The organism is Margalitia sp. FSL K6-0131 (assembly GCF_038008735.1).
Classification (GTDB): Bacteria; Bacillota; Bacilli; order Bacillales; family Bacillaceae_C; genus Margalitia; species Margalitia shackletonii.
Genome location: NZ_JBBOZS010000001.1, coordinates 767,282 through 788,029, shown reverse-complemented (window position 1 = coordinate 788,029; position 20,748 = coordinate 767,282). Strand labels below are relative to the sequence as shown.

The 20,748-nt window shown below is 35.2% G+C and carries 17 protein-coding genes and 1 pseudogene; 5 read left to right on the top strand and 13 right to left on the bottom strand.

All coding sequences use genetic code 11. The features are described 5' to 3' along the window. Positions 1-102 precede the first annotated feature (102 nt). The 7 genes from NSQ59_RS03960 to NSQ59_RS03930 form a co-directional block, all read right to left on the bottom strand. Entirely contained in the window at positions 103-963 is an 861-nt protein-coding gene (locus NSQ59_RS03960) for a proline iminopeptidase-family hydrolase (protein WP_340829413.1), read from the bottom strand. A 298-nt stretch (positions 964-1,261) separates the two neighbouring features. Beyond that, positions 1,262-2,014 (bottom strand): Cof-type HAD-IIB family hydrolase, encoded by a 753-nt coding sequence (locus NSQ59_RS03955; RefSeq protein WP_340829410.1) that lies wholly within the window; start codon positions 2,012-2,014, stop codon positions 1,262-1,264. 259 nt (positions 2,015-2,273) lie between these two features. Then, complete coding sequence (locus tag NSQ59_RS03950) at positions 2,274-2,810, bottom strand: DinB family protein (protein WP_340829407.1); 537 nt, start codon at positions 2,808-2,810, stop codon at positions 2,274-2,276. 17 nt (positions 2,811-2,827) lie between these two features. After that, positions 2,828-3,373 (bottom strand): DUF1697 domain-containing protein, encoded by a 546-nt coding sequence (locus NSQ59_RS03945; protein ID WP_340833129.1) that lies wholly within the window; start codon positions 3,371-3,373, stop codon positions 2,828-2,830. A gap of 151 nt (positions 3,374-3,524) precedes the next feature. Beyond that, on the bottom strand, positions 3,525-3,746 hold the full coding sequence (locus NSQ59_RS03940; RefSeq protein WP_126649294.1) for a hypothetical protein: 222 nt from the start codon (positions 3,744-3,746) through the stop codon (positions 3,525-3,527). A gap of 120 nt (positions 3,747-3,866) precedes the next feature. Then, a complete protein-coding gene (locus NSQ59_RS03935) occupies positions 3,867-4,661 on the bottom strand; it encodes a class I SAM-dependent methyltransferase (protein WP_340829405.1) in 795 nt (264 codons plus the stop codon). Between the two features lie 147 nt (positions 4,662-4,808). Beyond that, positions 4,809-5,255 carry an NUDIX hydrolase gene (locus NSQ59_RS03930; protein WP_340829403.1) on the bottom strand — a complete coding sequence of 149 codons (447 nt, stop codon included), beginning with the start codon at positions 5,253-5,255 and terminating at the stop codon, positions 4,809-4,811. A gap of 313 nt (positions 5,256-5,568) precedes the next feature. On the opposite strand from NSQ59_RS03930, the gene NSQ59_RS03925 reads away from it, so the two are divergent. The 5 genes from NSQ59_RS03925 to NSQ59_RS03905 are packed head-to-tail and all read left to right on the top strand — an operon-like array spanning position 5,569 to position 12,198. Further along, positions 5,569-6,819, top strand: a complete 1,251-nt coding sequence (locus NSQ59_RS03925) for a hypothetical protein (RefSeq protein WP_055738356.1) — start codon at positions 5,569-5,571, stop codon at positions 6,817-6,819. Positions 6,820-6,825: 6 nt separating this feature from the next. Beyond that, entirely contained in the window at positions 6,826-7,011 is a 186-nt protein-coding gene (locus tag NSQ59_RS03920) for a helix-turn-helix domain-containing protein (protein ID WP_340829400.1), read from the top strand. Between the two features lie 58 nt (positions 7,012-7,069). Further along, a complete protein-coding gene (locus tag NSQ59_RS03915; protein ID WP_340829398.1) occupies positions 7,070-9,895 on the top strand; it encodes a helix-turn-helix domain-containing protein in 2,826 nt (941 codons plus the stop codon). Between the two features lie 10 nt (positions 9,896-9,905). Continuing rightward, the gene (locus NSQ59_RS03910) at positions 9,906-11,522 is read left to right on the top strand and encodes a hypothetical protein (protein ID WP_340829396.1); all 1,617 of its coding nucleotides are present in this window, start codon (positions 9,906-9,908) and stop codon (positions 11,520-11,522) included. Continuing rightward, entirely contained in the window at positions 11,515-12,198 is a 684-nt protein-coding gene (locus tag NSQ59_RS03905; protein WP_126649296.1) for a hypothetical protein, read from the top strand. The genes NSQ59_RS03910 and NSQ59_RS03905 overlap by 8 nt, the downstream gene beginning before the upstream one ends. Before the next feature lie 452 nt (positions 12,199-12,650). On the opposite strand, the gene NSQ59_RS03900 is transcribed toward NSQ59_RS03905, so the two are convergent. From NSQ59_RS03900 to NSQ59_RS27875, 6 genes and pseudogenes are all read right to left on the bottom strand, one after another. Then, complete coding sequence (locus NSQ59_RS03900) at positions 12,651-14,027, bottom strand: M1 family metallopeptidase (protein ID WP_126649297.1); 1,377 nt, start codon at positions 14,025-14,027, stop codon at positions 12,651-12,653. 165 nt (positions 14,028-14,192) lie between these two features. Further along, on the bottom strand, positions 14,193-15,680 hold the full coding sequence (locus NSQ59_RS03895) for an ABC transporter ATP-binding protein (protein ID WP_235950795.1): 1,488 nt from the start codon (positions 15,678-15,680) through the stop codon (positions 14,193-14,195). Positions 15,681-16,051: 371 nt separating this feature from the next. Further along, positions 16,052-16,225 carry a hypothetical protein gene (locus NSQ59_RS03890; protein ID WP_161809201.1) on the bottom strand — a complete coding sequence of 58 codons (174 nt, stop codon included), beginning with the start codon at positions 16,223-16,225 and terminating at the stop codon, positions 16,052-16,054. 381 nt (positions 16,226-16,606) lie between these two features. Continuing rightward, entirely contained in the window at positions 16,607-17,146 is a 540-nt protein-coding gene (locus NSQ59_RS03885) for a TlpA family protein disulfide reductase (protein WP_340829393.1), read from the bottom strand. A 251-nt stretch (positions 17,147-17,397) separates the two neighbouring features. Continuing rightward, positions 17,398-18,980 (bottom strand): annotated as a pseudogene (locus NSQ59_RS03880) (IS3 family transposase). 28 nt (positions 18,981-19,008) lie between these two features. Beyond that, the gene (locus NSQ59_RS27875) at positions 19,009-19,482 is read right to left on the bottom strand and encodes a MauE/DoxX family redox-associated membrane protein (protein WP_445669195.1); all 474 of its coding nucleotides are present in this window, start codon (positions 19,480-19,482) and stop codon (positions 19,009-19,011) included. Positions 19,483-20,748: the final 1,266 nt, after the last annotated feature.

The window sequence follows — 20,748 nt, the reverse complement described above, 5'->3', positions numbered from 1 at the left end:
CAGGCAATAACTAAAATGAACACTTTTGTCCATTTTGAGTGCCTGACACCTTATTAAAAAACGGGGCTCTTTCACCCTCATACATAACATCACAGCGCCATGTTAATCTGCGCTGGCTAAGAATTCTCTTACGACCCGAATATATTCTTCCGGCTCTTCCAAGTAAGCTAAGTGAGCACTGTTTTCATATACATGGAATCTCGCTCCCGGAAGCTTGCGGCTTTGTGCTTCTACAGTGCTTGGTGTAGCCTCGTCAAAACGGCCGCATGTAAAGAGGGCAGGAATCTGAATCTCCTTTAATCGGTTCGTTACATCGAAGCTTTTGAGGTTCCCGGTTGTACAAAATTCAGAAGGTCCCCACATTGTGTTGTAAACCACTGCATTCGATTTTGCATATTCGGTTTCCGTTTCTTTTGGCTTGGATTCAAGGCGATATACAAACCGTTTATTAAATTCCTTCATCGCCGTTTTATATTCTTCTGAATCGGTTGTACCTTCACGTTCATGTTTTGCTAAAATATCCTGAACATCCTGCGGAAGCTGTTTTAAATGAACTTCCTGATCTCGCTCCCACTCTGGTGCACTTAAGCAAGGGCTTGAAAAGATGACACTTTTGACCCCTTCTGGCTTTGTTAATAAATAACTAGCAGCAAGCATGGTTCCCCATGAATGTCCTAAAATATGCAGCTGTGAAAGTCCTAGTGCTTCCCTAATTTGACCAAGCTCCTCCACGAACCGCTCCACATGCCACAAGGATAGATCATCCGGCTTGTCCGATCTTCCGGAACCAAGCTGATCATAAAAAATAACAGGGCGCTCATCTCCCAGTTCCTCCAGTTTGAAGAACGGAACATGTGTCCCACCTGGTCCCCCGTGCAAAAGAATCACAGGTGTTTTTTCACCGTTTCCCACTTTTTTATAATAAACTTTTCCACCAGTTACCGAAACATAGCCTTCTGTCATTCTCGCTCATCCCTTCGTATGTATATCTGTAGTCTATAATACTGTTAAAAGCGGACATTGAATCCGTTATTTTGATAAATTCCCCTTATTTAAAGGGGCAAGTGGACACTGAGTCCGTTATTTACGAAAAAACACGACGAAGTCACTGCTTTTTTACATGATAAGGGAACCAGTGTCCGCAAACATCAAAATTTGACCCCATTTATCACAGATAACGGATCTGGTGTCCACCTGGCCCACAAAATAAACCCAATAAGCGCCTTTTCCACATTAGATTAGGCATTTTCCCCGTCTTTATTTACAAAACCCACTGTAAAATTGCTTTGGCGACGCCATCCTCTTCATTTGTAGCCGTTACCCAATCAGCTGCTTTTTTCACCGTTTCCTGAGCATTCCCCATTGCCACTCCTATACCGGCGCTCTCAATCATCGCGATATCATTAAGGCTGTCGCCTACTGCCATTACGTTATCCATCGTAATACCGATGCGCTTGCAGACTTTTTCCAGTGCTTTCGCCTTACTAATACCGTACGGATTTACTTCTAAATTCGTCGGACTTGAATTTGTGACTTGGAGCTTATGCTTGTTCAACTCTTGTATAATCGTATTGCGAACATCATCGTCCTCCACATCAAATCCAAACTTCAACCATTGGTGCTCTGATAATGCCATGTCCTCAGGAAAGTCCTCTCGGAATACCTTATCCACTGTAAGAGCCCAAAACTTCGTTTGATGGCGATTTTTCAAATCCCACATCATTTTGATTTCCTCGACTTGAAGTAAATTTCTTTCCAATAAATTGCCGTTGCTATCCCAAATTTCCCCTCCATTTACCGTAATGATAAAGGAATTCAGCTCGAGGGAACGCGCATATTCATCCACGTGAATAAATGGCCGTCCCGTGCTTAATACAACATGAACACCACTTTCTCGTGCTTTCGTGATGGCCTCCCGATTCGCTTGGGAGATTTCCTGATTTTCATTGAGAAGCGTTCCATCCATATCTAGTGCAACTAATCGTATATCCTTTTTTTGAGTATTATTTTCCAATTCTCTATACCTCTCTTCGCCTGCCTATTTTCGTCCCCTCTATTGTAGGCATAAATGCTTCATAATGCCAATAATTGAAGAAAAGCAATAGAATTGTCCACCTGCCGCGTACAAAAAGGCCAAATGTCCACGAGTGGTGCCTGACACCACTCATAGACACCACTCGTAATTCAGCCAAAACTTTTATATATACTCAAGCTTACATAACATAACGTTGTCCACAGATTGTGTACAATCCACATGTGGTGTCCGCACCCAATCAAGTTTGCGGGTAGTTTTCAGCACCCATGTAGCGCTCTTGGATGATGTTACGGTGATGGAGTTCGTGTCCTGCTATGATGTATGCAAGGGCCCGGACGGTTACTTCGGAACCATTGGCATTTCCTGTTCGCTGCCAAGCATCTTCATGTAAGCTTTTAAGTAAAAGAGCGGTGGAATGACGTACGGCTTCCAAATTTTCAAGAAGTTCTTCAACCGATAATTGGTTGAAGGCAGCGTGAAGTACATAGCTCTGTTCATCGAAACCTGGCAATGCCACTTTCTCCCCCCGCGCAATGCTTAGAAGACGATATGCCATTATTCTTTCCGTATCTGTGATATGGCCAATCACTTCTTTTATCGTCCATTTGTCAGGAGCATATCGAAAATGGGCTTGTTCTACTGTTAATCCTTTAAGAAGTTCCACCGTTCCTTTTATTTGCTCGCTAATAATTTGCTCGATATCACCTTCTGAGACTAAGCCAATGTAAGTTGCAAAAAATGGATTATACTCCTTGAATTCCGGTCTTTTTTTCATCTTTGCCATCCCCTCTTTTATTCGTTTTTCATTTCCTTTGCCATTGAATCAAGCTTAACCGTTGTTCTCCAATTCCGTACAGTTGCTTGCACACCAACCCTCTGAACCTGCACCGCCAGCTTTGAATCTCGGATACTTTTTCGAAAAAATAAGTACATCTCTTTCCCTATCAGCAGGAACTGTTCATCATCATTTTCAAATTGCCTTAAACGATCCACCGCTTCCTGAGTTGGTTCTTCCTCTAAAAAAGGAACATGAACGCTTTCTCCCTCTAACAAATGGTCAACCGGAAACGGACATTGCTGAATAATCTTTTCAATCTGTATAGAAGTTCTCAAAATAATGGAGACAGGAAACCCAAATGTTTTTGCAACTTCCTGTTCCAATCGATTTCGTAAGGTCTTTTCCTCCTCTTCAGACTCAAACACAACATTCCCGCTCTGAATATATGTCTTCACGTTTTTAAGCTGTATTGTTTGAAAAAGATTTCTTAATTCAGCCATTTTGATGATATTATGGCCGCCAACATTAATTCCTCGAAACAACGCAATATAAATGGTTATTTTTAACACTCTCCTTTCAAATTCTAATATTTTCATAATTTTGTGACCTATTTTACAAGCTTTCATCATTATTTACAATCCTCTATTATTTTGTCTATGTCTCAAAAAAAGAAAAAAGCACTTTACCCCAATCGAGGAAAGTACTTTTTCTTTAAGACAAAAAACTAAACAGCAACGCTAATATCATTCCGACCACAATAAAAGCAATAATGGTATAAAAATTTTTGTACCAGTGCTCCACAAGTTGTTCCGATAACACGTTATCCTTCTTAGCATTATTTAATTCTTTGTTAAATTTATATAAACGGGTAGCGGGTATTACAAATATCACGACAGCAATTATACCTATAAGGATCCTCAGGCATTCTTTCATTTTCTGTCCTCGATTCATTAGAAGTTACCTTATTTTATCATTTCCTATTTTTAGATACATAAATCCATTAAGAAGTTCAAAATTCCGTCATTTTTGTGGCAAGGAAATGTCAGTATAGATTTATTCCTTCAATGGCTTACTAGTGATCATTGTAAACAAACCCGGAACCCTGTTTTCTATACCTGCCGGTGCCCCGTCAGAAAAAGCCCACCTCACACCTTTTTCTTCCTCTAATTTTTTGATTTCTAATCCTGCCTGAACAACCGAGGTGACGACTTCCCCTAATGTCCAGCGGCGAACCAGTACTTTTTCCAAAGAGAATCTTTCCCTTTCAGAAAGAAGACTGCTATAGGCAACATCCCCTTCTATCACCGTTTCATCAAAGTAATTTCCGTTTTCACCCATATCCACTACTTTTGAGGCAAAAGGATGATAATCCCTTAGAATAAAAACTCCGCCTGGTTTTAAAGCATTAAAAATTAATGCAAAAAGCGGCTCAAGATCAACAAAATAATGTAAAACGCCTAATTCTAATAAGATATAATCAAAGTCGGCCAGCTTCTCTTCTTCCGGAATCATCAATACATCTGACACAATGTATTTGATTTTTACCCCTGCCGCATTTGCCAGCTCTAATGCATATTTTTGATTGTCATATGAAATATCGACAACCGTCACATCGGCACCCAATAATGCAAGAGATACAGCTTTATTTCCTTTAGAACCAAGTAAATTAGCAATCTTCTTCTCTTTCACATCACCCATATAAGGCAAATAATGTGAAACAGCTTTAACAGGATCTTTTTTCAACGTTTGCGCATATTCATTTGGAAATCCATGCCGATTCACCCAGGCCTGGTAAGCTGATTGGCTCCAGCTTTTTTGATTCTGGCTACTGATTTTTTCTTGATGCATTTGCTCACCTCTTCTGCAATCATTAAAAATCCCTTTTATTGAATAGTTCTTTATTCACACTTTATTTCCTTCTATTTCAAAGAAAAAAAGACTTCCGCTCCTAGAGAAAGTCTGTTATAAGTATCACCTATGTAAGTACCCAAAACTTTACGCCGATATATAATGCTTTGCACAATCCTCGGCCATTGTTAAAATTTCAATCCTAAATCGGCTGTCCCCTTCTATTTGTTTAATCATCTGCCGAGCTGTTTCAAAATTAAAAATAACATACCCTGTTTTTTCATTTTCAAATTCATATGGGACAAAATAATCTACTTTTGCCAACAGCCACACTGTATAGGTATCTGTTGATTCCCAGTACCAAGCGGCAAAAGGCTGCCTTTCTCCGCTAACTACTAGCCCAACCTCCTCCATCAGTTCACGATCAAGGGCTTCCTCAAGCGTTTCCTCCCCCTCCATTCTCCCGCCAATCGTCGTTAAGACCTGTTCATCTTTATCCCAGGCCATTACGATATTGCCATCTTTCGTTATCGGTATACAATGAACTCCGGCAATTTTTTTATCTGTTGGCAGTTCCACAATCTTTTTTAACATGAAGATTCCTCCTTAACCGCATCGAGAATTAGCGATGGAAATACAATTTTATCCCGATTTCTGGGATCATATTTTTTTGAACGAAAGATAACTCCATCACGACCATCCCATTCTTTTTATCTCCATAATATTGCACAAAATTGTTTTGTACAAAAATAATTAGGTTGTAAATTATCAAAAAAGGATTTTAAGAGTTTTTACAAAAATATTACTGTACAAAAAGCGTCAGATTGATATTATAGAAAACATAACATATCCAATTTATTCGCTTTTCAGAAAATATTGTACATAAATATAACTTATTGGAGGGCAAATGGTCAATTCGCATACTTCAAAAATAGCAACTCTACAAAATTATAAATTTATCATGATTCCTGTATGGATTGATTGGGGAAAATTAAGCGACGGTAAAGTTATAAAAAAACAGTTCGCTGTGATCGGACTAAAAAATCTACATACAGGCACCCATATCATTCATCCAATGACAGATTTTATTTTACATTACTGGCAGGCAAGAAAGTTCAACACGCAAAAGAAACATGCGTTAAACACCGTGAAATTCCTTAATTACTTACTTGTTAACAGGCGCAGTATGCGGATACACTCACTGTCTAATTTAAAACTGGCGGACGGGAGTAAGTACCTTAATACGTTAACTTCGGAAGGACAGTCCAGAGTAACAGTAAAAGACAGTGAAAGGACGCTCACCTATTTCTATCTTTGGTTAATCGGTAAGGGTGTTATTAACGGCATAGATAAAAGTAGCTTTGTCAAAAAGGAAACAATGCATGGCACAATCTATTACGAGTCTCCTTTCCAGGTGATTTATCCAGAATATCAACCTCCAAAAGTAGAGCATGCATTCCCCATCAAATACATCCCTCTCCTATTAGAAATCGCTATTCTGGAAGCAATGCCTATTGCTCTAGGCGTTTATATGCAGTTATTCGGTGGTCTTCGAGTGGGAGAAGTGGTTAATCTAAAACGAACTCAAGTGAAAAGACGAATAGTGAACGGGGATTTTCTTTTTGATGTTAAGAATCAATATTTTCGTTCTGACCTTAAGGATAGTGCGGGCAGCAGCTATGTAAAGCGAACTAGGAGTCAAAGAATTTTTCAGATTAAGGATTGGGGTGAATCCCTATTCAATGATCATATAGAATTATTTAAGGCGATGGATAACACCAATGCCCTTTTCGTAAATAGGGACGGAAATGCAATGTCTGGACGGAGTTACCGTCAATATTTCGATAAGTTAAAAAGAAGCTTCATTGAATACCTGAAAACTTATGGGGACAGCGAAGATAAATTACTTGCCCACCATTTGAGCATGATGAGTTGGTCGACCCATATTGGAAGAGGAACCTTTACAAATATGTTAGCAGAGATTGCTGAAAATCCATACGATATTGCATTTCCACGAGGCGATAAAAGCCTACTTTCTTCCCTATCTTATATGTCTAGGACCGAACGATTGCGAAAGAAACTGGAACAAAAATTTAATCATATGCATGAAGCATATATTCCAAAGCTCATAGAAAACCTCAAAACACATAAGGAGTAATAATACGTGCAGAATATATCTAAATATCTGACAAAGTCTGAACTCGCAAGAGTTTTAAATGTCACCCATAGCACTATCATCAGATGGATATCCGAGGGAAAAGTTCCTTTGATTGAAGTTGATAATAAAACCCTAATCCCAAAGAATGCCATTCCAGTGATAAAGGAGAATATCGGAATATATAAATACTGATGAGTACATGAGGCTCAAGGATTTTCTTGAGTTCTTTAAAATCAGCCATGAAACTTTTTTGAATTGGATTAAAAGAGGCTGGATTAAAACTAGTGTACAATACGGGAAAAATACCTATATCCCTCTCAGTTCCATTGATGAGATAAAAAGGTTAAGTGGCTATGTTAATGAGGAAGCTTGTATAGACATTAAACAGCTGAGCAGCATATTAGGTGTGAGATCGGAAAAAATCTTTAGATTAATCAAAAGTGGCTTACTCGTAAATTACCATCTGTATAAAGATAAATTTCTTTTTAAATCCGATTCTATTGAGGATATTAAGCAAACCATCGGTTATTTCGATAGTTTTAATCCGAATGAATACATAAGGATAAACGAGGCTAAGAAAAAATTAAATCTCAATTTTGATTTTCATTATTGGAAAACAAAAATACCTTACATTACACATATGGGAACACCCTATATACATATGAAGGACTTGACCTTTATATTTGACCTTATAAATCGTAAAGAAGATAAAACAATTCTTAGCGAATATTCGGTGTTAGAAAACTATGTGGACACCATTATGGCTGCTGAATTATTAAAAATTAATAGAACTACCGTATCACAACTAATAAATTCTGGGAAAATTAAGGGTGCCGTGAAAGTTTCGTATACCCCGCGCAAAACTAAATGGATGATTCCGATGGAATCAATCGAGGATTATAAGGAACAACGCCAACTTTCTTTGAGTGATAAAAAAAAGGCTGTTTCGAAACCAGCCAATACATTACAACTTAAAATTACGGAATATCCGGTGTTAGAAAACTATGTGGACACCAGTAAGGCTGCTGAATTACTACAAATTAATAAGACTACCGTATCACAACAAATAAAGTTTGGAAAAATTAAGGGTGCCGTGAAAGTTCCGTATACCCCACGCAGAACTAAATGGATGATTCCGATGGAATCAATCGAGGATTATAAGGAACAACGTTGCATTTCTTTGAGTGATAAAAGAAATGCAGTTTCGAAACCAGCCAATACATTACAACTTAAAATAATAGCTGAAAAGACCGGATTATCATTGCGAACATTACGGAATAAGATTAGAAAAAAGCAGTTGTTTCCAAATGCCCAAAAGGTTGGAGGAGTTTATTATATACCAATTGAAGAGGCAAATGCTTTTATTAAGAACAATAACCAGCGGCTTTACAAAAAAAAGGTAGACATCTATACGAATAAGGACGCTTTAGAAGAGATATTAAAATTTATGAATGCCTTCCCTTTACCTTATCGTTTAAGGAAAACGCAGGATTTATTTGTGGATTTCTGTAAGCTCAAATTGAGCAAATTAAGAGGCGCTCCAAACCATATTCAATCCTTTTTTGGTTACTACCAGTCAGTGTTCGAAATCTTAAGTACTCTTGAAAAAAATTTGTACGAGTTAGATGTTAGTCTTATAGATTCGATTATGACCAATGAAATAACAAACGACCATAAGAAACGCATCTTCAATCATTTTTATGAATATTGTTACTCTTACTATGGTCAGCAGGTTCCGAAAAAATATGTGGTTTCTAAAACGAAAACCAATGAAGATAAGGATAAGGAAATTTACTCCCCTGAAGTTTTTTTTTCTTACTATAAATATGTAAAAGATATAGCGTTGCATTTGCCAAATGCCATTAACGATCAATATTACGCAAACATGTGGGCATTTACAATAATGCATCTTACAGACGTTTGGAGGGCATCCGACATTGTTTATAATACGCCAAAAATCGATATATCGTCTATTCAGGTCGATTCTTTGGCCTGGTTTAATACAAATGTTTTAACAATGACACAGTGCCAAAAGGTCATTAATCAGTTGTACTTGCATTTCCGGTCAATTAGGACCAGTAAAACGAATACGCTTGTCACGTTTTTGGTCGAACCGGGACTGGTTAAGCCATTATCCACTGCATTAATTATTTCAGAATTACATAGGCAAAAAAACGGGCATTCATTTCTCCTTGAATCATTCTTCAGAGGAAAAAAATTTAAATCAGTGGCTACGTCTGGGAAAGATCAACACCATTCCTTTTTTAAAAACGAATCGAACCTTGAACCCTTTAAAAGCTTGAAGTTTAATAACAGTACGATGACTTACCTGTTTTATAGTATAAGCGATGAGGACGGCAACGACGCAGATGTGGCTCTAGAACTTACTCAAAGGGTAAGGTCCCATAATAGGGCGGAGACTACAGCTATTTATGTGAAAGCCACGAACAAGGACGACACCTTGAATCAAGTGTCTTCTAACCTGTTCCGACGAGGGCATTTCGGTTGGCTGTATAATTATCTAATATTATTGACTAGTGAAAAGGATGATGTGACCCGAACAATGGAAGAAAAAACAGTGGCAATTTCGACCCTTAGAAACGAGTTAGGCAGTCCATTTCACACCGAAAGGTGGGCGCAATTTCTATTACAAATTAAGCAAAAGAGAAATTCTGTTATAACCAGATTGGCGAATCTGAGAAAGGAATCTCTTAAAGAAACAATAATAAAGATTTTTAAGGGGGAAATGTCTTCAAAGACAGAAAATGCCCAGTGTATTACGCATCCTGTTTGTGAATACCCACGATTAAACTCGTGTTATTCATGCCCAAACATCATCCCTAAAAATTATTTATTTATCGAACTGAGTGGAGAATTCGACCGTTTAATTAATTCCATTGAAGCCACTCAACATGATGCCGTCCGAAGAAAGGAATCGTACTTTCTTTTAAATTTATTACTCCTACTTGACGAAGGAATCGACTTTTTCGGGGAGGATTATGTTGAGGCATTTATAGAAATACAACATGTACGTGATAAGCTTAGCCAACTAGCTGACAAAATTTATATTGAATAAGGAGAACAACTTGGAATTAAAACTTTCTCAAGATTTGTTCGGCAATGCTAATGTAACGGTAGTCGAACAAATTTATTATGATGATACAGAAAAAGAACGATATTTAAACACTTTTTCATCTTTGAAAGAAAATGGGTATATTTCCGCAAACTCTTTTAATGACCATGTGTGGATTATGCCCTGCCCAATAAAGGCAAACGATTTCCGATTGGTATTTAATATAGAAATTTTTGGAGTATTAAACCAAGCTGTTAAAGCCTTTATCATCTTACGGAGATCATCCGGAGTCAGCCCGCATAATTGTTACGATGAACTCCAACTCCTCAAAAAAACGATAAGGGTATCAAATGGTTTTAAAAAAACAGACAGGATCAAACAAACAATGTTGTCAATGTCAGCGCCGCGGGCCTATAAACTTTCAAATGTGTTAAAGAACTTCATCAGTTTTTTTCCCTGTGAACAAGGAGAAGAAATATTAGGCATCTGTAACACCGCGCCTTTTGCAATATATGGTAACAGGGATTTACCTCATTTCCATGATGTATTGATATTCAATGATATTGTAAATGATTTTTTTCAGACTAAGCCGATCGAGTTGACTCTAAAATTTATGCCAATTATGATTTGGTGGCTTATTACGAATATCATACCTCAGCGACCAACAGAGTTCCTTTTGACGAATAAAGACTGCCTGGAACATAGACCAGATGGAAGCATGTGGCTTAAAGTGCCAAGAATCAAGAATGAAAATGACTCACCTGACAGGGTAATCCGTTACGATTCCATCCAAATTGATCGTAAAACGTACCAGATTATCTCTTCCTACAAATTAAAACTAATAGAACTGGGTATCGAGGATGATTACCTTTTCCCGCGGGATTTTTACCAATTATTCCGGAAAAGACCCAGACGTCAAGCATTTAATAGGGTGACACTGTACAATTTTGATCTTTTACTACAAGAGTTTTATACCGAGGTCGTTGAAGGGGTATATTCGGAAACAAGTCTTGAGAAAATCAAGCCGGGAGATACCAGGCACTTCGCGATTATCAATATGTTTTTACAGGGATTTAACATGCTTTCCATAGCCAGAATGGCAGGTCATGATGTAATTGCCACACAGGAGAATTACTACTCTCATGCGGAACATTTTTCTCAATCGTATGTCTACATACTGGCCCAGCACATGCTGGAACGAAAAATCTCAGATACAATTCCCGAGGGATTTATTGGATGGAGAAGGGATGCATACGATAGAGGAAAAATTTACAATGACCAGGACACCTTAAAAATGTTAAAAGTAGAATACGGTTATTGTAAGGAGAAAAGTGAAATCTTCCCTTCCTCATGTGTCGAGGCTTGCAGGATGTGCAACAATTATGTCTTTAAACCAGTTATTGAGAAATACGAACAAGGGATAAAATGGCTACAGGACTATTCCACCTTCCTTAATCAGCGCATGAATGAGATTCTTTCAATTATGAAGAAACAATGCAGTTCATCACACCTTTCTGGCCATCCTAGATCTGAAGAAATATTAAAAGCAAATTCAATGAATCTGGTAAAATACATGAATCAAAAAGCAATGGTCGATTCAAAATTGATGGAGGAGGACAGATATGATTAAATCACAAGATGGACAGACTGGCAAAGGCAGACCTTCCAACTATAGTGACGAACAGCTTAAAGAAATGGCGTTACAAATTAAAAACAAATTTAAAGGGCAAAAACTAACTTATCTTTTCTTAGAAAGGGAAACTGGCATTGGCAGGAATACATGGAGCAGGCGTATACCTGATACAATCAAAGAATTAAACAAGCCAATCCCAAGGATTATCGGATTGACAGAAAGTGATGATGTATACTTTCCAAATATTGAACAAATATTTGAAGTGTACAAAAATGACAAGAACAAAATAGTTAATGAGCTTCACTTCATCGAGGCAACTTTCATTGAGCTTTATAATGAGGCTAAGAAATTAAAAGAAGATCTCAAACGAAGAAAAGATGAAAGTGAGGAGTTAAGACTGAAAAACGACGAGATAAGGTTTTTACGGGAGCAGGTAAAACATTATGAACAATTGTACAATCAGCAAATGGTTTCCAGCGCATTTTCTCATCTTCATTCACAAAATCAGGTTAACGACAATCTAATACAGTTTGATAAAAATAATAGATACCATATGAGTTTAGAAAATTTGGAAGTTTTTTTCGAAACCGTGGAATCCAATCCTTCAAAAAAAAATTCAAACCTTTCAAACATGGAAAATAGGTTTAGTAATCTATTCAAAAAGGACCGATAGGTCCGGTCCTTTTATTTGTGTGCTTATTCAATTATAGCACCCTTTAGCCATCCATGCAGGACAAAAACAGTCCTGCACCACAGAGAATGAAAATTGTTCAGAAGAGTCAATACTGATATAGACCTAAATCCTATCGACACTTAGCTTTATTATTATCTAGCTCCTCTTTTTTTTACGGGGAAGTGGGTCTTAGGGCATATTGTTTCCATTTTGATAAGTGTACCTCACGGTACATTATCTCCTTTGGAAAGTTTTTTAAGATTTTTTGATTACTATTCCACCCAAGATTTATTTCGAAATACTTAAAACTAAATTCACTAAATCATAAATACAATTCAAAAAATACAAAATACCATAAGCCGATAATCCTTAGTGTAGGAAAAATCGGCTTTTTATGTCGAAATTTGCTTAGGGTATGTTTTTTCCTGACGATTACCCCAGGAAATAATTTTTTAGTTTAATTTTAACCAACCTTCAAAATCAGAATTATCTTTAAGATTAAAATAGGCTTTGGTAAACCTTACAAATTCTTGTGTATTTAATTCCTTAAATTTATATAACTGATAATAGGTTTTTAAAAATTCTTTAGCTTTATTGATTCCTCCTCTTTTTTCAAACAGTTTCCACAACATATTCATTGATTCCCCATATATATACGAACTTTGATTATTTCTATACTTATCAATTGGTAAATTGACTACTAGTTCTTTGGATGGCCTTTTTATTAAATTATAGGGTACCTTTTCTTTTGTAGAAGAAAAGTAATATAGTGATTCAGCGAAATTTGCAAATCCTTCATCTAACCATGCATCATTAAAAGGATCGTTACTAATAATTGCATAAAACCATTGGTGAGCTATTTCATGTACAACCATATTTTTAAGTGCTTCGGAACTTACCTGTTGACTATTATATATTGAACCGGCTGTTATTATTCCGGGATACTCCATTCCCATTTCTCCCAATACAATATCCAACTGTTTAAAAGGATACGGACCAATATTTTGTTGAAAAAAATTTAAAGCATCTAGAGCTACATCGCTTATTTCTTTATATAATTCAATATCATTTTCCATTCCGAATACTCTAATAGAAACATTGTTTTCCTTTTTTAATACGAATTTAGGATTTTTAAGAATTGATATAAAAACCTCTTTAACGTTATTAATCTCAAATGAACCTCTATTTTCACTTGGATATTCATCATTTTGACTTGTAGATGTAATAGTAAATTCTTTAGGGATATCATATGTAATCTTAAAATCACTAAATCCAGTATGATAGGATTCTCCCCTAAGTTGATATTTTTCTTTATTCCACTTATGGTTTCTGTAAGTAGCTAGCATAGGATAAAACTGAGCCAAGAAGTAATTATTACCACTCTTTGTCAGTCTTAAACCTTTTTCAGGAAGAGTGAAATCGTAAGAAAAATGTACCACAGTTTCTTTTTTTGGTTGAATATTTGATGACAAAGGTAATTTGAGCGTATCTTTATCTAATTTGAAACTAACATTTTTCTCGTTAATTTCGACCTTCTTAAAATTTATTGTGGATGGATATTCTAGTTGTGGAGCATTTTTTTTAGTAGACATATTCGGAATAAAATAAAACACCAGTTCATTCCATGCATCTGCAGAAGTGTTTTTAATTTTGATCGTAGATTCTATATGGAAGACACCATTGGTATTCATTGTAAGATTAATTCTATATTTACTTTCGTTTCCCTGTTTTATAAAACTTGGTTTAAAACCAAGCATAGAATCAATTTTAGATGATTCTAACCTCTTAACATTATGAACTTTGAAAATAGTATAAGAAAAACCAATCATAAAGATAACAAAGCAAACTAATAAAATCAGCTTATTCTTTATCTTTTTCCCCTCCTTATTTTTTACTAATATATAATAAAAATTGGAGGTTTATTCGTTTTAAGCTAAATCAAGTCCCAATAAAAATTTTCATAGAATAAACCTATATTTGACTGATATAATAATTTACTGATACCAAGATGCTTGGGACTCATACATATTATAATATTCACCTTTCTTTTTCATTAAATATTCATGAGAACCTTCTTCAACAATTTCACCCTGCTTCATAACAATAATTCGATCTGCCATTCTTGCAGATGCCATTCTATGAGAAATAAATATAGCTGTTTTTTCTTTAACAATTTCCATAAATTGATTAAAAATTGACAATTCACTTTTGGGATCTAATGAAGCTGTAGGCTCATCCAAAATAATAATATTGGAGTTTTTAAATAAAGCCCTAGATAACGCTATCTTTTGCCACTCACCACCTGAAATATCTATACTATTAGGAAGAATCTTGCCTAAGTTTGTATCATATCCTTTTGGTAACTTTTCGACTAACTTATCGACACCACTTATTAATCCAACGTTTTTTATTTTTTCTTCATTAGTTATATTGTCCAAATCACTAAAAGCTATATTTTCCTTTACACTGTAAGCAAATTTAACAAAATCTTGAAATATTGCAGTCATGTTTTTTCTTAAATCATCATCTTTTATTTCTCGAATTTCTTTCTCAGAAAAAAATATTTTTCCCTGTGTAGGTTGGTATAGGCCTACTAATATTTTTATAAGAGTACTTTTCCCAGATCCGTTATCGCCAACAATTGCAACTTTTTCCTTAGGTTTAATAACGAAAGAAATATTATTTAATGTATAAGTATCGCTGAGTGGATATTTATAATATAAATTTTCCACTGATATACCTTTGGAGAAAATAGATCTACTGTTATCTAAGCTCAATTGAATTTTTTCGTTTATAGTACCTTTATTATCGATTTCATAATCTATAAATTCAAAAAAATCTTTAATATATAAACTACTCTCTAATATCAATGCCACTAAAAATGAAATGCGATTTACGGAGAATTGTAATTCTTTCAAAGATTGTATAGTAGTAACAAAGTTACCTACGCTTAATTTTTTTATTTTTATTACATACACAATTAGAACTAATGCTAATGCATATAATAAACCAGAGAATGCATCGATTCCGACACTTAGTCTATTTTGCTTATTTAAAATTCTAATGTACTTTTTGTTATTAGTTAAAACAATTTCCTTCCACCTTTGTAACAATTTATCTCTTAACTTAAAAAGTCTTATTTCTTTTGTACTTTGTTTACTTCCAAATAAACCAATTATATAATTTGCTTCTCTTAATTTACCCGATTGATCTTTATGAAAAGCAAATTTCTTGTTTCCGTACTTATATTGAATAACTAAAGTAGGTATTGCAACAACAACACCCAAAAATATCAAAGACCAATGAATGAAATATAAAAAACTAATATAAGATACTATACTGATAATATTTTGTACCGCTTCAACAAGATTTTTAACTGGCCTTAAAAATCTACTCCCATAATTATTTAATATTCGATACTGGTGATTATAAAAAGACGGAATTTCATAATAATAGTAAGGTACACTTATTAGTTTATTCATTATAATCTCACCTAAATAATAATCTAACATCTGCTCCATTTTCGTATCGAAAACGTTAAAATAATTGCTGAGACTTGACTTAACTATAATAATAAAAAACTGAAAAACAATTAGTTTTACAATAATGATAAGGTTATCATTATTTCCAGTAATGTACATAGTTACCTTGTTAATAAGAATTTGTAGTATCCACAATTCTATTAATGGAATAAATCCATTGGCAATCCGAAAAAAGATTGTAAAAAAAAGCCATGACTTTTTTATTTTGTAGATCATTTTAAAAGACCTAAACAAATACAAAATCATAATATCACCTATTTTTATAGCTAGGATATATATAAGACCAGGTAAAACACCTGGTCTTATATATTTTAATTAAAATATCCACAGCCACAATGGGTCGCAATAAGTTTTCCACCAAATATTTTTGGTTCATAGCAAAATTCCATGTCTCTCTCTCTACCAGGTCCACACGGATCATTTGCACAATATACTGTATCACAATCGGCCCCCATAGGTTTTACTTCGTTTTCATGGTTGTCCATAAATTCCACCTCCTTTCATAGTTTATATGAAAATAGGTTAAACTTTTTGATAGAGGAATTAACAAGTATAAATTGGCATTTCACATGTTATGGTCTAAGATTAGAAACATAACCCTCTAGTTATAACCTAATTACTAACTTTAATAGTAAAGGAAAGAAGATTTTACACTATTTCCCATACTTATAGTATAATTTTTTTTAATACATAAGATGTTTTGGAATAAGTCGTATATAAGAGAAAAAGAAATGAAGTTTAATCAGTGTTGTATTAAAAGGCAATATAATAGTTAACAGGTCTTTTTTAATCATTTCCACCTATCAATTTCATAAATTTAAGTTATTAAAGTCTATTTACATTGCTTTCTACAATTTAATTAAATATCAAGATACCTTTTTAATAGTCAGAAAAGAGATTAGCAAGTCAAAATCCTTCTTATGGTTCACAATGCCTTTTTCAATAACCTTCTTCTCTTTTGAAAGAAGATAACTGAAAGGGAACCCTGTTATTCCTAAATTATGTAACTGATCGTTTTGTATTAATGAAACTTTAAAGTTTCTTAAGTTATAAAGATTAATAGTTTCTTGTGCTTGATCTTTATTTGCTAACATTAATAGATGAAAATCGATATTATTATATTCTTGTCTAAGTTGTTCTAAATATGGATAAACTCTTTTACAGGCTGCACATCCGTATGAGGTAGCTATTAATATAGTTCCATCGCAATTTGAATTTGTATTGACGTCCTTTTCATTTATGTACTCTAGATTATTTAAAGGATATAAAGTTCCTTTTCTAAGTCCGTCCTGATTCTTAAGAAGTTGTCTGCTACTTTTCAAGATATTGTTATATATATAAAGGATCATACAAGCTACTAAAATTACCAAAAAAGATAAACTGTATAAAAAAATTAATGTACTCATATATTTCTCGTCCTATTCATTAAAATTAATCTGCCAAAAGCATTAAATAAGAAGTAAAACAACATCAAATTAATACTAGAAAGTACAAAGTTAATTGTGATCGTATACGGTGTTTGTCAAGATAGTTGTCGCATTTCACTTGTTTGCTAGTGTAAGAACGTTTGGGGTTTTACTACCGCGCTTCGCTTGGTGGCCTTCTCATCAAAGAACAGAATTCATTCTGTTCTTTGATGAGAAGGAAAAGGGTATTTTCAAGCTTGTCCGCAGTGAGGCGATTTTGTTTCTTCCTTTTCTATTTTTTCTTTCATAGGATTTAGAGCCACCGAATTATGTGCACTCCAGTCTCTAGTTGAGCGTGACCAACGCTCTGGGTGCTTTTGCTTCGCTAATTCGTAAACGTTTTTGCGCTTTTTTAGTATCTCCGTATGGGCACCTGTGTGGCATTGCTCTGGCGTCACAAAATTAATTCCACTGTGCAAATGTACACAGTTATACCAATTCACAAATTTTAATGCCCATTCACGTGCAGCTTTAAGGGTTTCAAATCCCTTGTACGGGAATTCAGGTCGATATTTTAGAGTCCGGAACATCGCTTCAGAATAGGGATTATCATTACTTACCCTAGGTCTTGAATAGGAGCTTTGGATCCCCAGTTTTTCAAGTAGGACCTGGAATGTTGCGGCTTTCATAGGGCTCCCATTGTCGGAATGTAACACCAGTGGCCTTCCTTGAATTTTCTCGCTAATTACCGTCTTTTTCATTAACTCCTCAGCGTATTGTGACTCCTCTGTTTCCCAAATCTCCCAACCTACTATTTTTCTACTAAAAATATCGATAATTAAATAGAGTCGGTAAAACATGCCTTTCACCGGCCCTTTTAACCATGTAATATCCCATGTCCAAACCTGGTTAGGTGCTGTTGCCAAATGGCTTTCTGGTAGTCTTCGTTCAGGTCTTTTACTTCTTCCTCTATGATTTTGCATATTTTGCTTACGAAGCACTCGATAGAAACTAGATTCAGAGGCAATATAAATACTCTGATCGGCTAATTTCGGCACAATTTGAGTGGGTGGTAAATCCACAAATTCCTCTTTTTTGACAACCTCTAATATCTCTTGTTTTTCCTCCTTTGTTAGTTTATTTTTCGGTTCTGGACGTGATGCAATCGGACGCCCATCTTCCTTAATTCCTCCTTCTGAAATCCACCGTTCATACGTACGTACACTAATGTTCAATTCTTTGCACGCCAAGGCTAATCGCGCACCATTTTGGTTAGCTTCTTGGATGAGTTCTACTGCTAGTGCGCGATCTGACGGGTTAATCATTCGTCCTCTTGGTCCCCCCAGATCGCTTGGGCCTTTTTTCTGAGAAGTAATAGGGCTGCGGCTTCTGCCAATGCTTTTTCCTTTTTACGCAAATCTTTTTCTAACGTTTTTGCACGTTTTTTCTCTTCCTTTAATTCTTGATTCAACTGCTTTGATTGATTAGATTCCCGACCGTTTGCGTTTAGACAAGAATCACGCCATGCTTCAATTTGTTCTTTATATAGTCCTTTTTTTCTACAATACTCTGCTAAATCTGCCTGGCTCATTGCGTATGTTTCCATGACAATCAAAAATTTATCTTCACTGCTCCACTGTTCAGAGACTTTTCCATCACCCGGAGTGGGGTTTCCAGCTATTCTAGCCTCTTTCCTCCACTTATATAGAGTGGGTTCAGTAATTCCGAGTTCTTTACTTATCTGACTTACAGATTCATTATTGGGGGGCATCATTCTCTTAAGAATGGACTCTTTCATTTCCTCCGTATATCGTTTCCCATTATTACTTTTCATGTCGATCAACCTCCGTGTGTTAATTAAACTATACACTAAAGTTGTCTACGACATCTATCCTAACAGAGGGGGTATATGAAATTTCGGTAATTCCAATATAATTCTGGCTAAAGGTTAGACTAAAGAAAAGAATTAATAAAAAGAATATTCGATAGTAGGTGGATTTACCTAAATTATCTTCCATCAAATTGCCGAAGCAATTACATTTTATTTTCAAACTTTTTATTTGACTGTATATAGTTGTTCCTAAGAAGGCAAATATTAATAAAATCAAAATTATCATACCTATTGAAACAGTCGATTTAAAAACAATGAATACAGATACAGAAAACTCTAACAAAAATGTGGAAATTGCACAAAATAAAGAGAAAGTCTTATTAAATCCTAATGACTGAAACACATTAATGAACTGACTTAAAGTAAAAAGTTTTGATACAGAAGAAAACAAAAAAATTATACTCGTAAATATTTGTATAAAGTAGAATATTTCCAATGTAATCACCTTCTAAAAATTAACAATATTTATAGTACACTGTCATTATAAACTATTAATTCCATTTAGTAAACAATTAATTTTGAATATTATAAAAATATTAAACTATTTTAAATATTCCATATATCATACATCTTCGCTGGTGTGAGGTTTCGCGGGAATACACCTTTGATATAAAGAAAGTAACTAGTTTGGAATTACTTTGTTATTTATCCATAATTATGCCAGATGGTTCCTTAGCAATTGGTTGTGGGGGTAGTACCAGCGAAGCTGACATCACCCGCAATACGGAAATGTCAAAGGTTATATTACGTTATTCAAGTTAAATACTACCAATACACATACCCCCATTCTGTAGGATGGGGGTAAAATAAAGTTGTTAAATTAAGGATTATTTAGCAATAAAGTCATTTAAAAATCTAAGTTTTATACAACAATTGCGTCAGTTAACTGAAAAGGCGTTGCTTTCATATTTCTAAACTAATAACGATGTCTCATCATTCCATTGAACCGGGGTAAGAGTCCCGTTCTTAAAATCGCTTTTTATTATGCTATAACCTATGGAATCCAAGTATTCGTTGGATTCGTCTTCCCAACATCCTCTATAGTGGGCTTCCTTCAGATAACCGCATGAACGAAAAACCTTCCTCATTGCTATGTTATCCTGTCTAGTTTGCCGCCTTTCAATACGGATGATTTCTGGATATGTATTAAATACATGGACAGTAAGTCAACGAACTGCTTGTTTGCCAATTCCAGTTCCCCTGCTTGATGTCTTGACTCGTAAGTCAAACATAGCGGACTGTCCAACTAGTCATTAATTCTAATGAGTCCAACATTTTCACTCGATTGTGGGTCACGTATCCAGAAAGTACGACATTCGTCGCTATGATAATTCCCATTATCAATGGCAAAGGAGATTTCGTCTCTTATCTTATAGGCGTGGTATTTACATAGAAGTCCCATCTGTCGGATGTCAACCAGTCAATGAGTTTTGTTTTTTCTTCTTGCATAAAGGGGTACCACCAGAATTTTGACATATAACCCACGCTAAGACATTTTTTGGAAGATAAAACCCTGACATTTCTACTCTAAGTGAATTTCAACTTAAAAAAATCGATTTCCGTACTCTTAAGAATCGACTTATTTAGATTAGATTCTTAAACTAAAACTGCATATTGTTAAGTAGTAGCATCAGGATAATGTGGGCACTGGCACTATCCTAACGCGAATTACCTTTTTGAAACATCTACTACACCAATGTCTGGATTCATT

What these genes read in the sequence shown, in the direction of transcription:
- NSQ59_RS03900 (WP_126649297.1), bottom strand. Translation starts at nt 14,027, where the DNA reads ATGATTGGTTTTTCTTATACTATTTTCAAAGTTCATAATGTTAAGAGG.
- NSQ59_RS03940 (WP_126649294.1), bottom strand. Translation starts at nt 3,746, where the DNA reads ATGAAAGAATGCCTGAGGATCCTTATAGGTATAATTGCTGTCGTGATA.
- NSQ59_RS03930 (WP_340829403.1), bottom strand. Translation starts at nt 5,255, where the DNA reads ATGTTAAAAAAGATTGTGGAACTGCCAACAGATAAAAAAATTGCCGGA.
- NSQ59_RS03935 (WP_340829405.1), bottom strand. Translation starts at nt 4,661, where the DNA reads ATGCATCAAGAAAAAATCAGTAGCCAGAATCAAAAAAGCTGGAGCCAA.
- NSQ59_RS03960 (WP_340829413.1), bottom strand. Translation starts at nt 963, where the DNA reads ATGACAGAAGGCTATGTTTCGGTAACTGGTGGAAAAGTTTATTATAAA.
- NSQ59_RS03905 (WP_126649296.1), top strand. Translation starts at nt 11,515, where the DNA reads ATGATTAAATCACAAGATGGACAGACTGGCAAAGGCAGACCTTCCAAC.
- NSQ59_RS03895 (WP_235950795.1), bottom strand. Translation starts at nt 15,680, where the DNA reads ATGAATAAACTAATAAGTGTACCTTACTATTATTATGAAATTCCGTCT.
- NSQ59_RS03950 (WP_340829407.1), bottom strand. Translation starts at nt 2,810, where the DNA reads ATGAAAAAAAGACCGGAATTCAAGGAGTATAATCCATTTTTTGCAACT.
- NSQ59_RS03885 (WP_340829393.1), bottom strand. Translation starts at nt 17,146, where the DNA reads ATGAGTACATTAATTTTTTTATACAGTTTATCTTTTTTGGTAATTTTA.
- NSQ59_RS03890 (WP_161809201.1), bottom strand. Translation starts at nt 16,225, where the DNA reads ATGGACAACCATGAAAACGAAGTAAAACCTATGGGGGCCGATTGTGAT.
- NSQ59_RS03925 (WP_055738356.1), top strand. Translation starts at nt 5,569, where the DNA reads ATGGTCAATTCGCATACTTCAAAAATAGCAACTCTACAAAATTATAAA.